28 protein-coding genes and 1 tRNA gene are annotated in these 16,633 nt (G+C 54.2%); 4 read left to right on the top strand and 25 right to left on the bottom strand.

The annotated features are described in order from the left end of the window. The 19 genes from MPAL_RS02335 to MPAL_RS02245 are packed head-to-tail and all read right to left on the bottom strand — an operon-like array spanning position 1 to position 9,140. On the bottom strand, positions 1 to 453 hold the full coding sequence (locus MPAL_RS02335) for a 50S ribosomal protein L19e (RefSeq protein ID WP_012617153.1): 453 nt from the start codon (positions 451 to 453) through the stop codon (positions 1 to 3). Continuing rightward, the gene (locus MPAL_RS02330; RefSeq protein ID WP_012617152.1) at positions 446 to 865 is read right to left on the bottom strand and encodes a 50S ribosomal protein L32e; all 420 of its coding nucleotides are present in this window, start codon (positions 863 to 865) and stop codon (positions 446 to 448) included. Before MPAL_RS02330 ends, MPAL_RS02335 begins: the two co-directional genes overlap by 8 nt. 5 nt (positions 866 to 870) lie before the next feature. Then, entirely contained in the window at positions 871 to 1,401 is a 531-nt protein-coding gene (locus MPAL_RS02325) for a 50S ribosomal protein L6 (protein ID WP_012617151.1), read from the bottom strand. 11 nt (positions 1,402 to 1,412) lie between these two features. Continuing rightward, positions 1,413 to 1,805, bottom strand: a complete 393-nt coding sequence (locus MPAL_RS02320) for a 30S ribosomal protein S8 (protein ID WP_012617150.1) — start codon at positions 1,803 to 1,805, stop codon at positions 1,413 to 1,415. A 12-nt stretch (positions 1,806 to 1,817) separates the two neighbouring features. Further along, positions 1,818 to 1,973, bottom strand: coding sequence for a 30S ribosomal protein S14 (locus MPAL_RS02315; protein ID WP_012617149.1), 156 nt, complete (start codon positions 1,971 to 1,973; stop codon positions 1,818 to 1,820). Then, on the bottom strand, positions 1,973 to 2,470 hold the full coding sequence (locus tag MPAL_RS02310) for a 50S ribosomal protein L5 (protein ID WP_012617148.1): 498 nt from the start codon (positions 2,468 to 2,470) through the stop codon (positions 1,973 to 1,975). The genes MPAL_RS02315 and MPAL_RS02310 overlap by 1 nt, the downstream gene beginning before the upstream one ends. 17 nt (positions 2,471 to 2,487) lie before the next feature. Next, positions 2,488 to 3,213 carry a 30S ribosomal protein S4e gene (locus MPAL_RS02305; RefSeq protein WP_012617147.1) on the bottom strand — a complete coding sequence of 242 codons (726 nt, stop codon included), beginning with the start codon at positions 3,211 to 3,213 and terminating at the stop codon, positions 2,488 to 2,490. Next, a complete protein-coding gene (gene rplX / locus MPAL_RS02300; protein ID WP_012617146.1) occupies positions 3,213 to 3,581 on the bottom strand; it encodes a 50S ribosomal protein L24 in 369 nt (122 codons plus the stop codon). The genes MPAL_RS02305 and rplX overlap by 1 nt, the downstream gene beginning before the upstream one ends. Positions 3,582 to 3,592: 11 nt before the next feature. Then, positions 3,593 to 3,991: a 50S ribosomal protein L14 gene (locus tag MPAL_RS02295; protein WP_012617145.1), complete on the bottom strand. Its 399-nt coding sequence runs from the start codon at positions 3,989 to 3,991 to the stop codon at positions 3,593 to 3,595. Next, positions 3,988 to 4,314 carry a 30S ribosomal protein S17 gene (locus MPAL_RS02290; RefSeq protein ID WP_012617144.1) on the bottom strand — a complete coding sequence of 109 codons (327 nt, stop codon included), beginning with the start codon at positions 4,312 to 4,314 and terminating at the stop codon, positions 3,988 to 3,990. The genes MPAL_RS02295 and MPAL_RS02290 overlap by 4 nt, the downstream gene beginning before the upstream one ends. 11 nt (positions 4,315 to 4,325) lie before the next feature. Continuing rightward, positions 4,326 to 4,601, bottom strand: coding sequence for a ribonuclease P protein component 1 (locus MPAL_RS02285; protein WP_012617143.1), 276 nt, complete (start codon positions 4,599 to 4,601; stop codon positions 4,326 to 4,328). Continuing rightward, positions 4,598 to 4,801, bottom strand: a complete 204-nt coding sequence (gene rpmC / locus MPAL_RS02280; protein WP_012617142.1) for a 50S ribosomal protein L29 — start codon at positions 4,799 to 4,801, stop codon at positions 4,598 to 4,600. The genes MPAL_RS02285 and rpmC overlap by 4 nt, the downstream gene beginning before the upstream one ends. Then, complete coding sequence (locus tag MPAL_RS02275; RefSeq protein WP_012617141.1) at positions 4,802 to 5,506, bottom strand: 30S ribosomal protein S3; 705 nt, start codon at positions 5,504 to 5,506, stop codon at positions 4,802 to 4,804. Continuing rightward, positions 5,507 to 5,977: a 50S ribosomal protein L22 gene (locus MPAL_RS02270; RefSeq protein ID WP_012617140.1), complete on the bottom strand. Its 471-nt coding sequence runs from the start codon at positions 5,975 to 5,977 to the stop codon at positions 5,507 to 5,509. Further along, on the bottom strand, positions 5,977 to 6,390 hold the full coding sequence (locus tag MPAL_RS02265) for a 30S ribosomal protein S19 (RefSeq protein WP_012617139.1): 414 nt from the start codon (positions 6,388 to 6,390) through the stop codon (positions 5,977 to 5,979). The genes MPAL_RS02270 and MPAL_RS02265 overlap by 1 nt, the downstream gene beginning before the upstream one ends. Positions 6,391 to 6,395: 5 nt before the next feature. Next, positions 6,396 to 7,115: a 50S ribosomal protein L2 gene (locus tag MPAL_RS02260; RefSeq protein WP_012617138.1), complete on the bottom strand. Its 720-nt coding sequence runs from the start codon at positions 7,113 to 7,115 to the stop codon at positions 6,396 to 6,398. Between the two features lie 10 nt (positions 7,116 to 7,125). After that, a complete protein-coding gene (locus tag MPAL_RS02255) occupies positions 7,126 to 7,374 on the bottom strand; it encodes a 50S ribosomal protein L23 (protein ID WP_012617137.1) in 249 nt (82 codons plus the stop codon). Beyond that, the gene (rpl4p, locus tag MPAL_RS02250) at positions 7,371 to 8,120 is read right to left on the bottom strand and encodes a 50S ribosomal protein L4 (protein ID WP_012617136.1); all 750 of its coding nucleotides are present in this window, start codon (positions 8,118 to 8,120) and stop codon (positions 7,371 to 7,373) included. Before rpl4p ends, MPAL_RS02255 begins: the two co-directional genes overlap by 4 nt. Before the next feature lie 6 nt (positions 8,121 to 8,126). Further along, positions 8,127 to 9,140 carry a 50S ribosomal protein L3 gene (locus MPAL_RS02245; RefSeq protein ID WP_012617135.1) on the bottom strand — a complete coding sequence of 338 codons (1,014 nt, stop codon included), beginning with the start codon at positions 9,138 to 9,140 and terminating at the stop codon, positions 8,127 to 8,129. Positions 9,141 to 9,772: 632 nt separating this feature from the next. Here MPAL_RS02245 and MPAL_RS02240 point away from each other — a divergent pair. Continuing rightward, positions 9,773 to 10,513 carry a SagB/ThcOx family dehydrogenase gene (locus MPAL_RS02240; RefSeq protein ID WP_012617134.1) on the top strand — a complete coding sequence of 247 codons (741 nt, stop codon included), beginning with the start codon at positions 9,773 to 9,775 and terminating at the stop codon, positions 10,511 to 10,513. A gap of 317 nt (positions 10,514 to 10,830) precedes the next feature. Here MPAL_RS02240 and MPAL_RS02235 read toward each other — a convergent pair. Continuing rightward, a tRNA-Val gene (locus MPAL_RS02235) sits at positions 10,831 to 10,904 on the bottom strand. 175 nt (positions 10,905 to 11,079) lie between these two features. On the opposite strand from MPAL_RS02235, the gene MPAL_RS02230 reads away from it, so the two are divergent. Both MPAL_RS02230 and MPAL_RS15625 read left to right on the top strand, forming a co-directional pair. Next, positions 11,080 to 11,622: an HdeD family acid-resistance protein gene (locus tag MPAL_RS02230; RefSeq protein WP_012617133.1), complete on the top strand. Its 543-nt coding sequence runs from the start codon at positions 11,080 to 11,082 to the stop codon at positions 11,620 to 11,622. A 165-nt stretch (positions 11,623 to 11,787) separates the two neighbouring features. Further along, complete coding sequence (locus MPAL_RS15625; protein ID WP_148208106.1) at positions 11,788 to 12,054, top strand: hypothetical protein; 267 nt, start codon at positions 11,788 to 11,790, stop codon at positions 12,052 to 12,054. Positions 12,055 to 12,096: 42 nt separating this feature from the next. Here the strand turns inward: MPAL_RS15625 and serA are convergent, their stop codons facing one another. From serA to MPAL_RS02205, 5 genes are all read right to left on the bottom strand, one after another. Next, positions 12,097 to 13,695: a phosphoglycerate dehydrogenase gene (serA, locus tag MPAL_RS02225; protein WP_012617132.1), complete on the bottom strand. Its 1,599-nt coding sequence runs from the start codon at positions 13,693 to 13,695 to the stop codon at positions 12,097 to 12,099. A gap of 66 nt (positions 13,696 to 13,761) precedes the next feature. Further along, complete coding sequence (gene hisE / locus MPAL_RS02220) at positions 13,762 to 14,061, bottom strand: phosphoribosyl-ATP diphosphatase (protein WP_012617131.1); 300 nt, start codon at positions 14,059 to 14,061, stop codon at positions 13,762 to 13,764. Beyond that, entirely contained in the window at positions 14,058 to 14,501 is a 444-nt protein-coding gene (locus MPAL_RS02215; RefSeq protein ID WP_012617130.1) for a NusA-like transcription termination signal-binding factor, read from the bottom strand. The genes hisE and MPAL_RS02215 overlap by 4 nt, the downstream gene beginning before the upstream one ends. Before the next feature lie 160 nt (positions 14,502 to 14,661). Then, complete coding sequence (locus MPAL_RS02210; protein ID WP_012617129.1) at positions 14,662 to 15,219, bottom strand: hypothetical protein; 558 nt, start codon at positions 15,217 to 15,219, stop codon at positions 14,662 to 14,664. A gap of 109 nt (positions 15,220 to 15,328) precedes the next feature. Then, a complete protein-coding gene (locus MPAL_RS02205) occupies positions 15,329 to 15,913 on the bottom strand; it encodes a hypothetical protein (protein WP_012617128.1) in 585 nt (194 codons plus the stop codon). A 108-nt stretch (positions 15,914 to 16,021) separates the two neighbouring features. Between MPAL_RS02205 and MPAL_RS02200 the strand changes: the two genes are divergently transcribed. After that, positions 16,022 to 16,576, top strand: a complete 555-nt coding sequence (locus MPAL_RS02200; RefSeq protein WP_148208104.1) for a hypothetical protein — start codon at positions 16,022 to 16,024, stop codon at positions 16,574 to 16,576. The last annotated feature ends 57 nt before the right edge of the window (positions 16,577 to 16,633 follow it).

Here is a 16,633-nt window from a genome sequence, read left to right as displayed (position 1 = left end):
TTACTTCATCCTCCCTGCGAGGATCTCCATCTGTGCTTTCATATGTGCAACGTTTCTGAACTGTCCACCTGCCGACTTACGGTAGAGTATACGGTAGAGGTGACGGTCCACGACTCCGACTTCACGGAGGTCGACGAGCGCCTTTCGGATCGCTCTGATCTTCTGGATCCAGGCTCTCTTGGACGGCATACGGGCACCCTTGGCACCTCTCCTCCGTCCATAACCCTTGCAGTGACCGTACGAGCGCTTCTCTGCTTTTGCTCGTGCCCGTCCCCTGCTGACCCCTTTGATCGCGTGTGCCTTGACTGCCCCTTCCTCGACCAGTTTGCGCATATCTTCGCGTGAGATTGCATTCGCGATCTCAGTTAACTGCTCTGGATCAAACCAGACCCGGTGAAGTCCACACTTCAGAACTGCTGCTGCAATTCTGCGCTGGTTGGAGAGATCACTCATCTTCCTTCACCTCTGGCTTGCCCTTGACGACCAGGGAAGCATCCTTGGGGTTTAAGATCTTCAGACCAGCTTCACGTGCCAGGTTCTGAATCACTTCACGCTTCTTGTTTCCGACGGTGCGACCAATCCGGACAGCCTGGGTCTCCGGGTCAAGTCCTGTCAGTTCATTCGGTGTAAAGACCAGAATGTCCTGATATCCGCTTGGGTGAAGGCCGCGAATGGCCACCGGGCTTCCATAGCCTGCCATTGGGTGGACACCCTTAGCCTTCTTCTGTGCCCGCTGTTTACTCTGCAGACCACGTGGCCTTCTCCAGCTGGCACTCAGCTGCTTCTTTGTACCGTATCCGTCTCTCTTGAAGCGTGCACGTCGCTCACTCCTGACACGGATCAGTCTCTTTGTTTCAACCTGCATTCTGCTCACGCCTTCCCCACAATATAGATGCCATCCTGGAACACACGGGGATCTCTATTTCTGATCTTGGTCGCGTGCTCAATATGTGCAGCTGAATTCCCTACCGACTCCTTGTTGATCCCGGTCAGGATGATCTCATCATTGCTGACCTTGGCAGTGACACCTTCTTCAATACGTGCTTTTCGCGACTGCTTTTCGCCGAGGAAGTTTTCGATCACAAGCATATTGCCCTGCAACTTCAACTGGATCGGGAAATGGGCGAATACGACCTTCATACTGTATTCAAACCCTTCAGTCACCCCTTTGCACATATTTCGGATATGAGCAGCAAGCGTCCCAACCATTGCGACGATCTGCTTTCTGCTTGCATCGGTCCTGACCACGATTGTTTCTGTGTCTGCGTCAACGGTGACAGAGACCTGTGGATACCTGACGTCGCGCTGCAGTGTCCCCTTGGGTCCAGTGATCGTCAGGAGGGTTCCCTCCATCTGCACCTGGACTCCTTCTGGGATGGTAACGGTCTTCTCCATTGTCATTTCATTTCACCTCAATAGACAAACCCGAGAAGTTCGCCACCGATCCCGTTCTGGCGTGCCTGGTTATGGGTCAGCACACCCCTGGAGGTCGAAAGGATCAGCAGTCCAAAGTTCTTTCCAGGCAGGTACCGGGTCTCCCAGTATTCGAGCTCATCGAGCCCGACCGAGTACCGTGGGGTGATTGCACCGCACTTGTTGATCCTGCCGGAGAGGTGAACACGGAACTGGCCACCCCTTCCATCATCGATCATATCGAACGATCCGATATATCCTGCGTCCTGCATAATCCGGAGCATTGCACCGAGCAGCTTGCTCGAGGGCTCAAGAATGCATTCAGGCTTACCGCAGTCCCCTGCGTTCTTCAGGGCGCTCATCGCATCAGCGATTGTATTCTGTCTTGACATTCTGCGTTCACCTCAATTCATCTTCTTGAAACCCATCTTCTGAGCCCATTCGCGGAAGCACTGTCTGCAGAACATGATATGGTACCTGCGCACAAGCCCCTGTTTCCGTCCGCATAACTTGCACTCGTTTGCACCGCGGCCATACACCTTCTTCTGTTCTCCTGCCATCACTGCACCTCCACGGATAACTGCTCACGGACAAATGCAATCGCATCGTCCTTGGTGACGCGCTGCTTGTTGGGCAGCTTCTTCTGCTCGATATGCCTGCGGGCAATTCTGATTCCCGGGCGCTCAAGGACCACGTTGATATCCATACCATAGATACCGATCTTCGGGTCATACGACATCCCCGGATAATCGGTATGCTCTTCGATACCAAACGAGAAGTTCCCGTTCTTGTCGAACTGGCTTGCATCGATGGTTTTTTCCAGGATCGAGAGCGAGGTCTCAAGGAAGGTCCTGGCCGCATCGCCCCTGAGGGTCACCTTGCAGCCTATTGGAGCGCCTTTCCTGACATTGAATGCAGGCTGAGTCTTCTTTGCGATCGTTCTGACCGGATTCTGACCGGTGATAGCGCGCATGATCTCCTCACCCTTGACCAGCCGTTCACCACTCTCACCGACGCCCATATGGACGACCAGTTTGTTGATGGCCGGAAGTGTCATCGGGTTCTGCTGAGGGGTCACTCTTCAATCCCCCATTCAGCGATCACCGGCGTCTCACGTCCAACCATATAGATATACGAGTCGATCGTATCGAACTGGGTTCCAGTCCCAACCTCTTCGAGAATGACCGTGTTCGGGGTTGACCCCATCACTGTCGTGATCGTCTGAATCTTCCCGATCTTACCGGAGTGCCGACCACCGATCACCATCGCCATATTTCCCTCCTTGTAGGGGAAGTGGTCGAGGACTGTAAACCGCTGTTCCGGCTCAAGTGAAAGAACCAGTGAGTCCTTCGGTGAACATGCCTCTTCTGTCAGTACATTGGCACCGTAGGTCAGGTTCACCTGAGTTTTTCCACCAGAGACAATCGTCTTGTCCTGAACCTTGCAGAGCCGGCTCTTCGCGTCCTCTGCCTCGATCGAAATTGCGACCAGTCTGCCGTTCTTGGCGAGCAGAATCCGGTAATATTTTCCCATCTTTGGGATCGCAATGATATCGAAGATACCGATCCCCATCTTTGGATCCCTGCATGGCCTGCCATTGACAATGACAGAGCGCTCGTTTAAGATCTGCTTGACCTCTTTTAAGGTCTGGGCAAATCCCATGGTGTCACGAAGCCAGACTCCAATCGGGAGTGCCTGCCCATTGTGGGGACCGGGAGCGGTCTTTGAGATGAATGTATTCGTCTTCTTTGCGATATGCCACGCACGGGGTGCGACAAGTCTCTTCAGATGTTCAGACATTATGCTACCTCCCCGAGTTTCGCGGCTCTGCGCGGATCCTTCAGGTTCAGTTTTATGATCTGCACATTGGACGGGTCCACCTTTCGTGGCACTTCTGTCCCGTCTGCTTTGGTGACCGAAACCCCGTGCACAATGATCTTACTGGTCCTGGTGTCCACACCATCGACCACACCCTCTTCTCCAATAAAGTCGCCACGGAGCACCTTGACGGTATCACCGGTGACCACGCGGAGGGTTCTCTTGCCATCGTACTTCTCCCGCAGTGCAGGAGCGAGCGGTGCACCGAGCATCGCGCTGCGCTGATGCTGGGTGGCATCATAGCGTGCCTTCCGCTGCTTTCTTGGCTGTTTACTTGCAATCCGTACCATCACTACCACCTTTAGATAATGATCGTCGCCATCGATCCGAGTTTGGGGAACCGCTCTGCGACTTCACGGGCCACCGGGCCCTTGATCTCAGTTCCCTTGGGCTCGTTCTTCTCGTTCACGATCACCATCGCGTTGTCCTCAAAGGAGATGCGAAGCCCGTTCGGCCTTCTGATCTCCTTCTTCTGCCTGATCACAACGGCCTTCTCAAGCTTTCTCCTCATATCGGGAGTGCCCTTCTTGACAGAGACCGTGGCGAGGTCGCCCAGTCCCATCTTGGGCTGCCGCCTGCGAACCCCATGATAGCGGTCCACAGAGACGACCTGAACAAGGCGGGCACCGGTATTGTCGACACAGGCCATTCTGGTTCCTGTGCCGAGTGACCGCGGTGTCCGCGATTGTTTGGCCTTCATGGCTTCTGCACCTCAACAACAACGAAGGTGGTGCTCTTGCTGATCGGACGGCACTCTGCAATCTTCACAATGTCCCCGACCTTCACCTGAAGGCAGGGAGGGTTGTGCGCATGCAGTTTTGAGCTCCGCTTCTCATAACGCTTGTACTTTCGTACGTAGTGGAGGTAATCTCTTCCCACTACGATCGTGCCAAGCATGCGGTCGCTCACGACTTTGCCGGTGATCACCTGGCCGCGCACCGACAAATTGCCATGAAACGGACAATTTACATCCTGGCACTCCTCTACAGGAGGCTGGACGTTTAATCCAATATTTCTCGCCATTTTTGTATCCTCTACTTCTTCAACCGGATATTGATCCTTCTTTCAGGCTGTACCGCCAGAACCTTCCCCTCCACATCCACGCGCACCCCATCAGGGAGCGTAAACCGGAAGACCGTGCCGACCTTCTGCACCCGCTTCACCCCACCCCTTGTGAGGATGGCGAGCAGATTCCTGGTCTCATCGATGATCTGGCCGCAAATATTTGTTTGGAGGGGATTGTATGCATCGACCACCAGAACGGGTAAACCAGTCAATTCATGACTGACCACGTTCCGGGGTGTAATCACGCAGTTCTCCTGTGGTTCTGTTCGGTCATAAGACGAGCGATCGTGCGTTTCAGTTCCCGAATATGGCCGGGGTTCTCTGTTGCACCACCTGCGCTGACCTTGCCATTGTGCTTGATCAACTCGAGTTGTAGTTTGCTCATCTGTTCGGTCAGTTCGACATCGGTGAGTTGGGCCACTTCACGAGCGCGAAAGATTGCCATTCACTGCACCTCGCCATACTCGTCCGGGGTGTTCGCAAGTTCTGCATCGATCTCCTCACCGATATCAACCACCGCGATCTCTTCCTGCTCTGCAGGGATCTCGGGCTTCTTAACATCGAGGATCTCGAACTGGTCAGGGAGCTTGGCATCCGGCGGGATGATCTTGACCTGCACACCAATGGTGCCAAGTTTCTTGATTGCGATTGCATATCCCTTCTCAACGATCGTGATGCTCGGTTCGCCAGAGTGCTTGATGTAGCCCTCGGTGAACTTCTGGACCCGTGCCCGAGCACCAGTCAATTTACCGGAAAGGACGACCTCACACCCGAGTGCACCGGACTCCATCACACGGCGGACCACGTTGGATCCTGCCTTTCTGAAGTACCAGCCGCGCTCGAGCGCATTGGCCAGTCGCTCTGCCATAATCTGGGCGTTGTAGTTGGGGTTCTGCACCTGCTGAACCTCGATCTGCGGGGACTCGATTCCATAGGTGGTCGCAAGGTCCTGAGTCAGCTGCCTGACAACCTTTCCACCCTTCCCGATCACAATACCGGGCTTCTCTGCATAGATCGTAACCTGCGTACCGAGGGGGGTGCGGGCGATGTCCATGCCGCCGTATCCTGCCCTCTTCAGATCCCGGAGCAGAAACCGCTCGACACGGACCTTACGGACGCCTTCGGCGACGAACTTTCTCTCGACTGCCATTCACTCCACCTCTCTTACAATGATCTCAAGGTTCACAGTCTCTCTTCTCTTCGGAGTTGCCCGACCCATCGCACGGGGGAAGAACGCGTTCTGTCCACGGCCACGATTTGCGGTCACATGAATGATCTCGAGTTTCTCACCGTCGAGGCCACTGTACTCGGCGTTCTTTCTGACCGATTCCAGCATCTTCAGGTAACCCTTGGAGGCCTTGACCGGGAACCGACCGGCATCCCACTTGTCCAGTCCGCGCTTGTGCGCCACGTCCCTGTTGAACGTCTTGAACGGGATGGCCTTCTTTAATGCGACGACCTGGTTCAGATATGCGATCGCCTCATCCACCTTCTTGTGCCTGATGAACTTAGCGATCTCGATCGCATGTTTTGGTGAGCAGGGGAGCTCATTTGCCTTTGCTTTGGCAACATTCTCCCCCTCGACCGCCTTTGAATATGCTATTCGTGCTGCCATCTTCATCACTTCAGGGGTACGAACTTACTCGACCTGGTTGCACCGATACCGGCTGTTCCGTGTGCGACACGCCTTCTGGTCAGAGCGAACTCGCCAAGGTAGTGGAAGACCGACTCTGGCTGGAGTTCAACCTTCAGGAACTCCTTACCGGAATAGATCTCGATCTCCTTGCCAATCATCTCGGGGAGGACGATCATGGACCGGAGATGGGTCCTGATCTGTGCATCCCCTGCTCTAACCTTACCAAGCAGATGCTCTTCATCTCTGGAGAGACCACGGACGATCTTTCTGCGTGCCCGTGAGGGCATCACAGGGAGGAGATCGTTCATCGCCATCGCCTGCAGTTCTTCTATACGGTAGCCGTGATAGGTAAACTCTTCACGCCGTCGCGGCAACCTCTTCTGCGTCTTCTTCGCCATTTAGCTCACCTCTTCCTTCTTCCAGTTCTGCGTGCAGCAACTGAACCAACCTTTCTTCCTGGCGAAGTGCCACGGGATACCGTCTTCGGACGTCCAGTGTGCTGATGACCACCACCACCAAACGGATGGTCGATGACGTTCATCGCTACACCCCTGACCCGTGGCCAGTAGGTTGCCTGTGACTTTACCTTGTGGAACTTCTTACCCGCCTTAACAAACGGCTTCTCGCCACGTCCACCACCTGCAACGACACCGACCGTAGCAAGGCAGCGGCTCGAAAACCACTTCATCTTGCCTGATGGCATCTTCACGCCGACACGGTCGACGGTTTTGTCGATGATGATCGCCTGCACACCACTCGCCCGGACGAACTTGCCGCCGTCACCGGGACGTGCTTCGATGTTGCAGATGTACGACCCGGTCGGGATCTTGCTGATCGGCAGGGTATTGCCGTTCTTGACCTCAGCCTCCGGGCCCCAGGCCACCTGATCACCGACACCGAGCCCTTCAGTGACCAGCAGGTAAACCTTCTTGCCTTCTCCTTCGAGCCTGACCAGTGCGATCGGGGTGTGCCGTGCTGGATCGTGCTCGATATCGATGATGACACCACGGACGGTGACCTTGTCATTACCGAGATGCTTCAGTTCTGCCTTGTACTGGTGTGAGGGTGCGCGATAGGTCGGACCCCCTCGGCCACGGTTCTGCGTCTTTATTCGATGTCCCATTTAGCTCACCTTACATAATCCCCAGCCGGCTGAGGATCTCTTCAGCGGCCTTCTGGTCAGCAAAACTCACGATAGCCTTCTTGTGGCCCTTTGTGGTCATCAGTGTCTTCACTGTGGTCACATCATGGCCGAAGAATTTCTCGATCTCACGTTTGATCTGGGGCTTTGACGCCTCTTTGCGAACGAGGAACTGGAGTTTGTTCTGGGACTCCAGGGTCATCATCGCCTTCTCTGTTACAAACGGGTACTTCAGGATCATCGTCTCTCACCAAGCCAGTTGAGTGCGCCCTGCGTCCAGACGGTCAGTCGTCCTGCCTGTGCACCCGGTGCCAGCAGTTCGGTATTCAGTGCGTTCACTGAAACCACGTCGACCCCGGCCAGGTTCGCTGCTGCCGCGAGCGGTTCGTCCCGGGTCACAATCAGCAGGCTCTTGCGCTGCTTGTATCTGCGGCCACGAAGTTTTCCCCGCCCAGCCCGGACCTTCTTAGAGGCCTTGGAGCGTTCGACATCTGCATAGACGCCAGCTGCGGTCAATGCAGTGATGATCTCGGAGGTCTTGGTCAGCCCCGCAAAGGCATCCTCGAAGACAACCTGGCATGCACCCTCGAACTGATGTCCGCGTGCGCGAACAAGGTCTTCACAAACGCTTGCTGCAATTGCTGAGCGGAATGCCTTCTGCTTCTCTTTCTTATTGATATCCCGAATCAGGATCTTCTCTACCTTCGGTGGATGAGCTGCCCGACCACCCTTTGCCTGTGGAACCTTGGCTGCACGTGAACCGTTCTTCAGCCTCGGTACATGGGAGGCACCACGGCCACTCCCCCAGCCGACTGCCGACGAGCAGATGCCTGCATAGGGATTGGTCCCATGCGGCTGCCTGCGGGTTGATTGGAGTGCAACCACTGCCTTCCTGATCAGGTCCGGGCGGTATGCTTCCGCAAAGACTGCAGGAAGCTCGATCTCTTCAGCGACGCCGCCATCAAGTCTTATAATCTGTGCTTTCATCTCAGATCATCCCTGCTTGCTTTGTGTACTCACAAACTCGATTGCTGGTACGCGTGCATGATGCTCTCCTTTCCTGACTGCTGGCCGAATCCTGATCAAACGCTTGACCGGTCCAGGCACAGAGCCCTTGATCATCACATACGGATTCCGAAGCAGACCATAGTGGAGGAAACCACCCGCGGGGGTGATATCTGTTCCATTCTCGCCGATCTTCAAAATCCGCTTGTTGAAATCGGTCCGCTGCTGGTATCCCATCTGACCCATCTGGGGAACCTGCCATCTGACATGGTGGGGATTCCACGGACCAAGGTTACCGATATGCCGCTTCTTACCGCCACGGGAGTGCTTTCTCTTCCGGAGCATGATCCCCCAGCGCTTGACTGGACCCTGGGTTCCCTTTCCGGTGGTGATCGCAGTCACATCGGCGTACTCTCCGGCCCCAATCACATCAGCGAGGTTCACCTCATTGCCGATGATGGACTGAGCGAACTCGACCTTCTGCTCGAGTGTCCCGCCACCGATACAGACCTCCATCAGTTCAGGAACCTTCTTTGGAACACCGGTCAGGGTGTCAGGCTGAGTGTACATCAGGGCATGCAGTTCAGTGACAGTTCCCGCTGCAACAGCCTCGGAAAGTGCCTTGAAGCCTGCTTCCTCGCTGTATTTCTTCGGAAGGGTGATCCTTCGTCCAAGCAGCGTACTCAACTGCTCTGTCCAGACCTCGGTCAGTGCCCGCTTTCCATAGGTGTCCGCAGTGTATGCACGGATAGCCGCAACCTTCATCGGCGGGATCTCAATGATCGTCACCGGGACCATAATGTCCTTACCTTCGGTAGGGCTGTTCTTATGGTCATCGACCATGATCACGTGCGTCATACCCACCTTGTACCCTGCAAAACTCTGGAGGATTGGCTCTCCATCGCGGGCAGGCCAAGAGTGATACTTTGGAACCTGGCTCTTTGCACGCTTGCGAGGACTGTATGCAAGTGATCCTCTACGTGGCCTGTGTATATTTGCCATGTCTTAATCAATCCTTCTCTGCGTTTGTTCATGTTTATCGACGGGACGATGCCGCATCGTAAACCCGAGATTGAGCAGTGCACTTCGCTTGAGGATTATGCCAGTCCAGAGCGATCAGCCCCCCTTTCACAGAGAGCGGAATCGTTCCTTCCTGGTGAGCATCTTCTGGAGTGCGCCAGAATGTACCTGTCTCGCGAATAGATCCTGAACAGGACAATCTCCTGCAGTGTGCAGGAACGGGCTCGTTGCACGAACGTCCACCCACTGTCCTTCAGATCCAGCTTCTGTCAGCCCGTTGTGATCGCTCACAACTCCTCTCGGCATTCCCGACCATCAGGGTCGGGTGCGACCGTATGAGAAGACCCCTGCAGAGCGCGGATTGTATGGGAAGAACGGTGTTACCTCGATCTCCCCATGCAAAACCACATGCTCATTAGAATTATGATTTAAAAAGCGTAAACGCCTTTTTTTTCAAGAATTCCATGCAGACGCCTTTCATACAGGTGTCTATATACTAGCACAGATGCGGATATAAATATGTAGGACTTAATCCCAGGAATTTGCAAGGACCAGATGCCGGGCGAATATTTAAGTCACACCTCTTCAATAAGAGGGGTCCTGAGTGATTACGTATGATCGAGAGAATCGGCCATAGATTTATGAGAGAGACGGCTGGAGATGATCTCAACCCTTCTGACCAGTCGATGGGACTTCCACAACCTCTGCTCGAACTCCCCTATGATGGAAAAGGACGTATCATACATCTACCCAACCCGGACTCGCTCACGGTTCCGGATCTTGATCTCTGGACTGCTATCAACATACGAACCACCTCCAGGGAATACACCTCCACCCCATTGACCCTCGATGAACTCTCCTACCTGCTCTGGACAACCCAGGGGATCAAGGGTATCGTGAATGGTGAGTATACCTTCAGGACGGTTCCATCAGCCGGTGCCAGACATGCCATCGAGACGAACCTGCTGCTGAACCGGGTCGAAGGGGTGACTCCCGGGCTGTATCGGTATCTGGCACAGGACCACCACCTCCTTGAGATCTCAACCGATCCTGACCTTTCCAACAAGGTTGCCATGGCCTGCTATGATCAACCATTCATCAGGACGAGTGCAGCCACATTTCTCTGGACTGCCGTGGTCTATCGGATGACCTGGCGGTATGGCGAACGGGGGTACCGATATTTGCTTCTGGACGCAGGGCATATCTGCCAGAATCTGTACCTGGCCGCAGAGGCGATCGGGGCCGGCGTCTGCGCAATCGGGGCCTTTGATGATGACCAGATAAACCGTCTGCTCGGTCTCGACGGGACAGAACAGTCGATGATCTACGCGGCGACGATTGGAAAAAGGAGTTAAAACAATTTTCAGAGAGTTCTGTCGATCACTGCTGGGATATCAGGGGATATGATTGACCCAAAAGAACGATCCCTCATACTCCATTCAGATTTTGTTCGAATGGTTAAAAACAGTACCACACGGCGAAGAACGAACTGGTTGCAGTCCTCCCGGTGCCACACGATCAGATGATGGTCCAGTCAGGAGTGATCAGTTAACCATTCAGAGGATCCTAACTTCATCGACGAATAAATGCGCAGAGATTGATCGAACAAAACAGGAAACAACGAGAATACAATGGTTCAGCCGAAAAACCGGAACAATCAATTGAAAAAATATGGGCTCGTCGAGATTCGAACTCGAGACCTCCGCCATGTCAAGGCGACGTCATAACCAACTAGACCACGAGCCCCACCCTGCTTGGTGCTCGATAATATTGAACTGGCGAGTATAAAAAAATTCGTATTTCCTCATGGAAAAAAGTCCAAGTCCCCCTAAAATAACATGAAAATCGATTGACCGCCGAACCGGAAAAACCTCAGATTACAAATATATCCCATGCCCTCTAAAAACAAGGATGATTATCTATGGAACCTGAAATTCTCACAAAAGGCGGACTTCTGACCCGCGGTATTTTTGCCCTGCTCATTGGGATTCTCTGTTTTACAATCCCGATCGGGATGCAAGCCATCATTGCTTATATCATCGGGATATTCCTCCTGATCATCTCCATCGTCACCATCTCGATCTCACTCAGCGAGTCCGGACGAGTGCAGTGGGGGGTGCTCATCCTCTCGATCATCGGTGTGATCATCGCACTTCTCATGTTCATCTCGCCGTTTGCAACGTTCGTTGCCCTGACCGTCCTGATCGCAGCATGGGCCATCATCACGGGATTAGCAGATCTCATCATTGCATTCTCCCTACAGGAACTTCCCTTCAGGATCCTGCTGGGTATCAACGGCATTTTCGCGGTGTTATTCGGTCTCCTGATCGGCTTATCCCCACTCCCAACAGAGGGGTCGCTCGTCATCATTATGCTCCTGGGCATCTACTGCCTCTTCTTCGGCATCATCAGCCTCATCACTGGTTTACTTATGAAGAAAGGCGAAGCCGTGATCACGCTCTGATACCAAAAACCACCCCCCAATTTTTTTCAAAGGTTTTCCCCAATCCTGATCACACCCATCATCAGATAGGAGGAATGATCACAATACAAAAATGGTGTTAACCAAAGATCAGGTAACCAACCCAACACCCGGAATGATCAGAACTGTAGATTCGATCGATCCGGTTTGATTCTTTTATCCCATCCACTCCTTCAGAAAAATAATTCCCCATTCCCGCCTGAAAGAGAGAGAAGCAATCAGAAGGAACGAATCAGCAGGAAGAAGGAACCCTGCATACCAAAACCTGAAGACCATCCAAAATTGGTAAATCCAAGCGGAAAAATGACCGATTGGAAAGAATGTCCTTTGATAAGGAGACAGGAACCCTCGTTTCAGGTTGAATATTTTTTTTACAAAATCACAAAAATGGGATGCATTCTTAAATATTTCTGACTGGACAGCCTCAATCCCAGCGAATCGTTCCGGAAGTGAGGATCAGATCTGTGCAAACTTCGCACTGAAGATGCCGGGCATCGACCTGATCTCATCCATCGCCTCGTCAGAGACCTCACTGTCCACATTCAGAACCATGATCGCCTCCTCACCTGGCCGGATCCTACCGACCTGCATCCCGGCGATGTTCACCTCACAGTGCCCGAGGATCGTCGACGCCCTGCCGATCACGCCGGGCTTGTCCAGATGCCTGGAGATGACCAAGAAACCGGTCGGATCGAGATCCATCGTATATCCACCAATTGCAACAATCCGAGAGCGAACCTTTGAGAAGACCGAACCACTGATCGTCTCCTCACCCAGATCTGTCCTGACCTTGATGGTGATCAGGTTCTTGAACCCCTGCGACTCCCGGGTGACCGTCTGGCTGACCACAATCCCGCGCTCATGGGCGACGAACTCTGCGTTCACGATGTTCACCGGCAGGTGGAGCAGACGATCGAGGATCCCCTTCAGAGCCATCCTGGTGATGAAACGCGTGTTGCTGTTCCTTTCAACAAATTCTCCGCCATAGACCAGTTCTATCGCTTCGAGCCGGCCTTCGACCAGCTGCAGCAGCAGCCTGCCCATCTTCTCTGCCAGCACCGCGAACGGCTCGACGAACTCCAGTTGATCTGCAGGGATCATCGGTGCGTTCACCGCACTCCTCGCCGAACCACCGGAGAGGACTGAAAGGCACTGCTTGGCGACCGAGATCGCCACATTGATCTGCGCCTCAACGGTGCTCGCCCCGAGGTGCGGTGTCATGATCACCTGGTCCAGTTCGATCAATGGCGAATCGGTCGGTGGCTCATGCTCGTAGACATCGAGCGCGGCCCCACCGATCTTACCGGAGACCAGACCCCGGTAGAGCGCCTGCTCATCGATGATCCCGCCCCGGGCACAGTTGATGATCCTGACGCCATCCTTCATTGTGGCAATCGAAGCATCGTTGATGATATGGGTGGTCTCCTTCATCAGCGGAGTATGGACGGTGATGAAATCTGCAACGGTGAAGAGTTCGGCCATCGTCATGATCTCGACACCGATCTCGGCGGCCTTCTCCTTGGAGATGAATGGATCATAGGCGACGATGCGCATGTTCATCGCTATCGCCCGCTTAGCGACCTCCTTCCCGATCCGCCCGAAGCCAACGACCCCGAGCACCTTCTCGTTCACCTCGATGCCGGTGAACTTGGACCTCTTCCACTCGTGGCGTTTGACCGAAGCGTTGGCCTGCGGGATGTTCCGCGCCAGAGCCATCATCATCGCAACCGTATGTTCGGTGGCAGCGAGCGTGTTCCCTTCAGGGGCGTTGGCGACGATGATCCCCTGCCTGGTTGCAGCATCAGTATCAATATTATCGACGCCGACACCTGCACGGCCAATGAACTTCAGATGCGTTCCCGCCTCGATCACCTTTGCAGTGACCTGCGTTCCGCTCCGCACCAGCAGAGCGTCATATTGATCGATGATGGCGATCAGCTGATCTTCGGTCAGCCCGGTCTTCACATCCACCTCGACCTGATCGCGCAGGATGGTCAAACCCTCCTCAGCCAGCGGGTCACTCACAAGTACTCGATAGTTCACAATAATCCCCATATTCTATAGGGCCAGTACTTAATCAGTATTGTTAAAAGGGAGGATGGGCCGGCAGGAGATGCTTGCTCATCGGGACCTGCGCCGGGACGCCAGTTCGTCGAGAACCAGGGAGAGGTCGACGTCAGCGGCGTTCAGCGCGACCAGCATATGAAAGAGCAGATCAGCCGCTTCCTCTGCAATCCGATCGGACTCGCCGTTCTTCACGGCGAGGATGAACTCGGTAGCCTCTTCGCCAACCTTCTCAAGCGGTTTGTCGATCCCTTTCCGATGGGAGAGGAGTGAGTTCACATACGATCCCTCCACGGGGTGGAGCCGCCGATCGACGATTACATCCCAGAGTTCAGCGATCAGGGCGGTGTCGGTCATGCTGCATCCTCCTCAAGGAGTACCTCGCCGATATCCATATTAAAGAATCGTTTACAGAGTATACGAGCTTTTTCCACATTACACCCCCCTTTCCCGATAGCAATCCCAAGATCTGACCGTCTCCTCACCAGCAAGTTCACCTGACCGCCCTCCCCGTCCTCGTCAAGCCGGGCTATCTCGGCGGGGCGGACGATGTTGGAGAGGAACGTGAAGGGGGCCTCGTCGTACTCGACCATCTCAAGCCGCCTACCAAGCACCTTCTGCAACCGGCGGATATTCTCCCCTTTCTTGCCGATGGCTAGCCCCATGTCACCCTGCCGTATCACATAGATGACTCGATCGAAACGTTCGTCGATCACGCAGTCGAGCGCTGTCGATCTGGTCAGAATACGGAGCTCCTCAATATACCGCCGCTCCTTAAATCCTAGGGTACGCTCCATGTTCTTCCAACAGTATACACGGTCGTGAGGATTAAATATACCCAAAATTTCGCCAATTTCTATTCACATGATAGACCAAAAATTGGGGAAAGGACGGCCGCTCCGTTATGACCGACAAGGGGTACCATCAATTATCCATTCGATCGACTTAATCCCTGGGTCAGGTCAGGGCCGCAAGCCCGGTCAGGTTGACCTGCTTCTCGAAGGCTTCAAGGTCGGCACGCTGTGTTGAAGTGACGGCGATCACCACCATGTACCGATCGTTGACGGCGATCATCGCGCTGTACTGGTCGGGTTTGAGATAGGTCTCCCAGGCAGGGAACCCGTCGACCGTCACCTGCTTTAAGTAGGCATCCCCTGAATCTGAGGGTTGAAAGGAGGCCCAGGCCTCCCTGGCCCCTGCCGTCGCATTGGCCGAGTCCTGGATCATGATATCCGCAGTCATCGCAGAGTTCGTACTGTTCATGTACGCACCGGAGACAGAGATCACCGTCGGCTTCCCTGCAGAGTCATTGATCTCTTCACCGAGTGGTTCTTGAGTCACGTTCCAGCCAGGTGGCGCTGCAGGCATGAACGGTGTGAGCGCTTCAACGGTCTGCAACTGCCCGATGACCACCGGTTTTCCTGAAGGGGCAGAGGTGCAGCCCGCTGTCAGGATTACCGAGATCAGCATCAGAGTCAGCGTGATATACCATACTGGTCGAAGATGACCGGTCATACGACAGTCTCCATGAGGAGAGGCTCTGTGTCAGAATAGATAAAGATTCTGTTGAACGGCCCGGGATCTCAACGAGGGGGCTGGCAAAAAAGAGATTAATGAGGGTGGATCACTTCAGGGCAGCAAGTCCCTGATAGTTGATCGAATCGGTCAAAGTGTCGAAGTCTGCACGGCTGCCGCCGTTCACCGCGATATAGATCATGAACCGGTCCCCAACAGAGATCCAACTCGCATATCGATCAGGGGCTTCATAGATCTCCCATGCGGGGTTTCCCTTCACCTCGACCGACTTGGTGTAGGCTGATGTCCCCTCTGATGCGGTCAGATTGTCCCAGAGTCCACGGAAACCGACCTTTGCACCGCCGGTATCCTGGATTATCACCTCTGCAGTGCTGCTGTTGTTGGCCGCATACGTGTACGACCCTGATGCTGCAGAGTACGAGATCCCCTGGTTGTTGTCATTCATCGTATACCCGAATGGTTCGGTCTCGTTCACCCAGCCCTGTGGCGCTGACGGAACGAACGGGACCAGAGCCGACGGATCAAGTGTCTGTATCGAGGTGTTTACGGGAACCCCTTTGGTCGTTTGTCCTGACGGTGCCTGGGTGCAGCCTGCAATCATGCAGACCCCTGCAAGGAGGAGCACCAGCAGCACGGACAGGCAGCGGCCCTTCCAATGTAAATTCTGACTCATCTGATTGATCTCCCGCTGTAGCATACGATGGAGATCAACATAAACTATTCTTACAAGGCACGTGATAGCAGGACACTTCTATCCGATTTGAGATCAAATAGTGTTGACATGCTAGGAATAAGCGGCAGATATGCTCTGCTTGGAGGGATGCTCCTCCTCTTCGCAGTGCTTGCTGCAGGATGTGTATCACTGGATGACCAGATCAGACCGGTTCAACAGACCGGCCAGGTACAGACATCGGTCTCAACAACAGCAGTTCTGACCACTCCCATTCAAGAACAGTCGCTTGACGGGCTCGGGCAAATGGTGCAGGATCTGGCCAGAGACTGGAAGATGGAGTCGTATTCGGGCACCAACACCTCTGCCACAACCGCACTGATCAACAGTGCAGGGGACCGGGTTTCCCTGATGGCAGCCCGGTACCAGAGCACGACTGAAGCACATGCGGCCTACCTGGGCATACAGAAGCAGGCGAGCCAGTTTCAACTGTCAGATCTCTCCATAGCTGATGAGGGATATGGCTACACCCAGAAGAACGTTGCAGAGGCTGGTGTACGAAGCACGGACCTGGTGATGCAGGTCACCTACCAGGCCAAAAACGGGCAGGCGAACCTCGATCAGGCCGCCAGTATGGCGAGGCAGATGGTAGCCGCTCTTGCATGAGATGAAGTCTGCCATTTTTTAGGACCATCTTTAACCCGGGGCGAGAGAATACTTCTG

The sequence above is a fragment of the Methanosphaerula palustris E1-9c genome (assembly GCF_000021965.1).
Classification (GTDB): domain Archaea; phylum Halobacteriota; class Methanomicrobia; order Methanomicrobiales; family Methanospirillaceae; genus Methanosphaerula; species Methanosphaerula palustris.
This window is presented reverse-complemented; position numbering and strand designations above follow the sequence as displayed.

Bases quoted from the DNA above. Each gene is read 5' to 3' on its own strand.
- MPAL_RS02315 (WP_012617149.1), bottom strand. From the start codon at position 1,973: ATGGCAGGAGAACAGAAGAAGGTGTATGGCCGCGGTGCAAACGAGTGC.
- MPAL_RS02310 (WP_012617148.1), bottom strand. From the start codon at position 2,470: ATGACACTTCCGGCCATCAACAAACTGGTCGTCCATATGGGCGTCGGT.
- MPAL_RS02305 (WP_012617147.1), bottom strand. From the start codon at position 3,213: ATGTCTGAACATCTGAAGAGACTTGTCGCACCCCGTGCGTGGCATATC.
- MPAL_RS02205 (WP_012617128.1), bottom strand. From the start codon at position 15,913: ATGAGTCAGAATTTACATTGGAAGGGCCGCTGCCTGTCCGTGCTGCTG.
- MPAL_RS02275 (WP_012617141.1), bottom strand. From the start codon at position 5,506: ATGGCAGTCGAGAGAAAGTTCGTCGCCGAAGGCGTCCGTAAGGTCCGT.
- rpl4p (WP_012617136.1), bottom strand. From the start codon at position 8,120: ATGAAAGCACAGATTATAAGACTTGATGGCGGCGTCGCTGAAGAGATC.
- MPAL_RS02200 (WP_148208104.1), top strand. From the start codon at position 16,022: ATGCTAGGAATAAGCGGCAGATATGCTCTGCTTGGAGGGATGCTCCTC.
- MPAL_RS02290 (WP_012617144.1), bottom strand. From the start codon at position 4,314: ATGGCGAGAAATATTGGATTAAACGTCCAGCCTCCTGTAGAGGAGTGC.
- serA (WP_012617132.1), bottom strand. From the start codon at position 13,695: ATGGGGATTATTGTGAACTATCGAGTACTTGTGAGTGACCCGCTGGCT.
- MPAL_RS02255 (WP_012617137.1), bottom strand. From the start codon at position 7,374: ATGATCCTGAAGTACCCGTTTGTAACAGAGAAGGCGATGATGACCCTG.
- MPAL_RS02245 (WP_012617135.1), bottom strand. From the start codon at position 9,140: ATGGCAAATATACACAGGCCACGTAGAGGATCACTTGCATACAGTCCT.
- MPAL_RS02335 (WP_012617153.1), bottom strand. From the start codon at position 453: ATGAGTGATCTCTCCAACCAGCGCAGAATTGCAGCAGCAGTTCTGAAG.
- MPAL_RS02330 (WP_012617152.1), bottom strand. From the start codon at position 865: ATGCAGGTTGAAACAAAGAGACTGATCCGTGTCAGGAGTGAGCGACGT.
- MPAL_RS02325 (WP_012617151.1), bottom strand. From the start codon at position 1,401: ATGACAATGGAGAAGACCGTTACCATCCCAGAAGGAGTCCAGGTGCAG.
- MPAL_RS02260 (WP_012617138.1), bottom strand. From the start codon at position 7,115: ATGGGACATCGAATAAAGACGCAGAACCGTGGCCGAGGGGGTCCGACC.
- rplX (WP_012617146.1), bottom strand. From the start codon at position 3,581: ATGGTACGGATTGCAAGTAAACAGCCAAGAAAGCAGCGGAAGGCACGC.
- MPAL_RS02265 (WP_012617139.1), bottom strand. From the start codon at position 6,390: ATGGCGAAGAAGACGCAGAAGAGGTTGCCGCGACGGCGTGAAGAGTTT.
- MPAL_RS02210 (WP_012617129.1), bottom strand. From the start codon at position 15,219: ATGACCGGTCATCTTCGACCAGTATGGTATATCACGCTGACTCTGATG.
- rpmC (WP_012617142.1), bottom strand. From the start codon at position 4,801: ATGGCAATCTTTCGCGCTCGTGAAGTGGCCCAACTCACCGATGTCGAA.
- MPAL_RS02320 (WP_012617150.1), bottom strand. From the start codon at position 1,805: ATGTCAAGACAGAATACAATCGCTGATGCGATGAGCGCCCTGAAGAAC.
- MPAL_RS02230 (WP_012617133.1), top strand. From the start codon at position 11,080: ATGGAACCTGAAATTCTCACAAAAGGCGGACTTCTGACCCGCGGTATT.
- MPAL_RS02215 (WP_012617130.1), bottom strand. From the start codon at position 14,501: ATGGAGCGTACCCTAGGATTTAAGGAGCGGCGGTATATTGAGGAGCTC.
- hisE (WP_012617131.1), bottom strand. From the start codon at position 14,061: ATGACCGACACCGCCCTGATCGCTGAACTCTGGGATGTAATCGTCGAT.
- MPAL_RS02295 (WP_012617145.1), bottom strand. From the start codon at position 3,991: ATGAAGGCCAAACAATCGCGGACACCGCGGTCACTCGGCACAGGAACC.
- MPAL_RS02240 (WP_012617134.1), top strand. From the start codon at position 9,773: ATGATCGAGAGAATCGGCCATAGATTTATGAGAGAGACGGCTGGAGAT.
- MPAL_RS02270 (WP_012617140.1), bottom strand. From the start codon at position 5,977: ATGAAGATGGCAGCACGAATAGCATATTCAAAGGCGGTCGAGGGGGAG.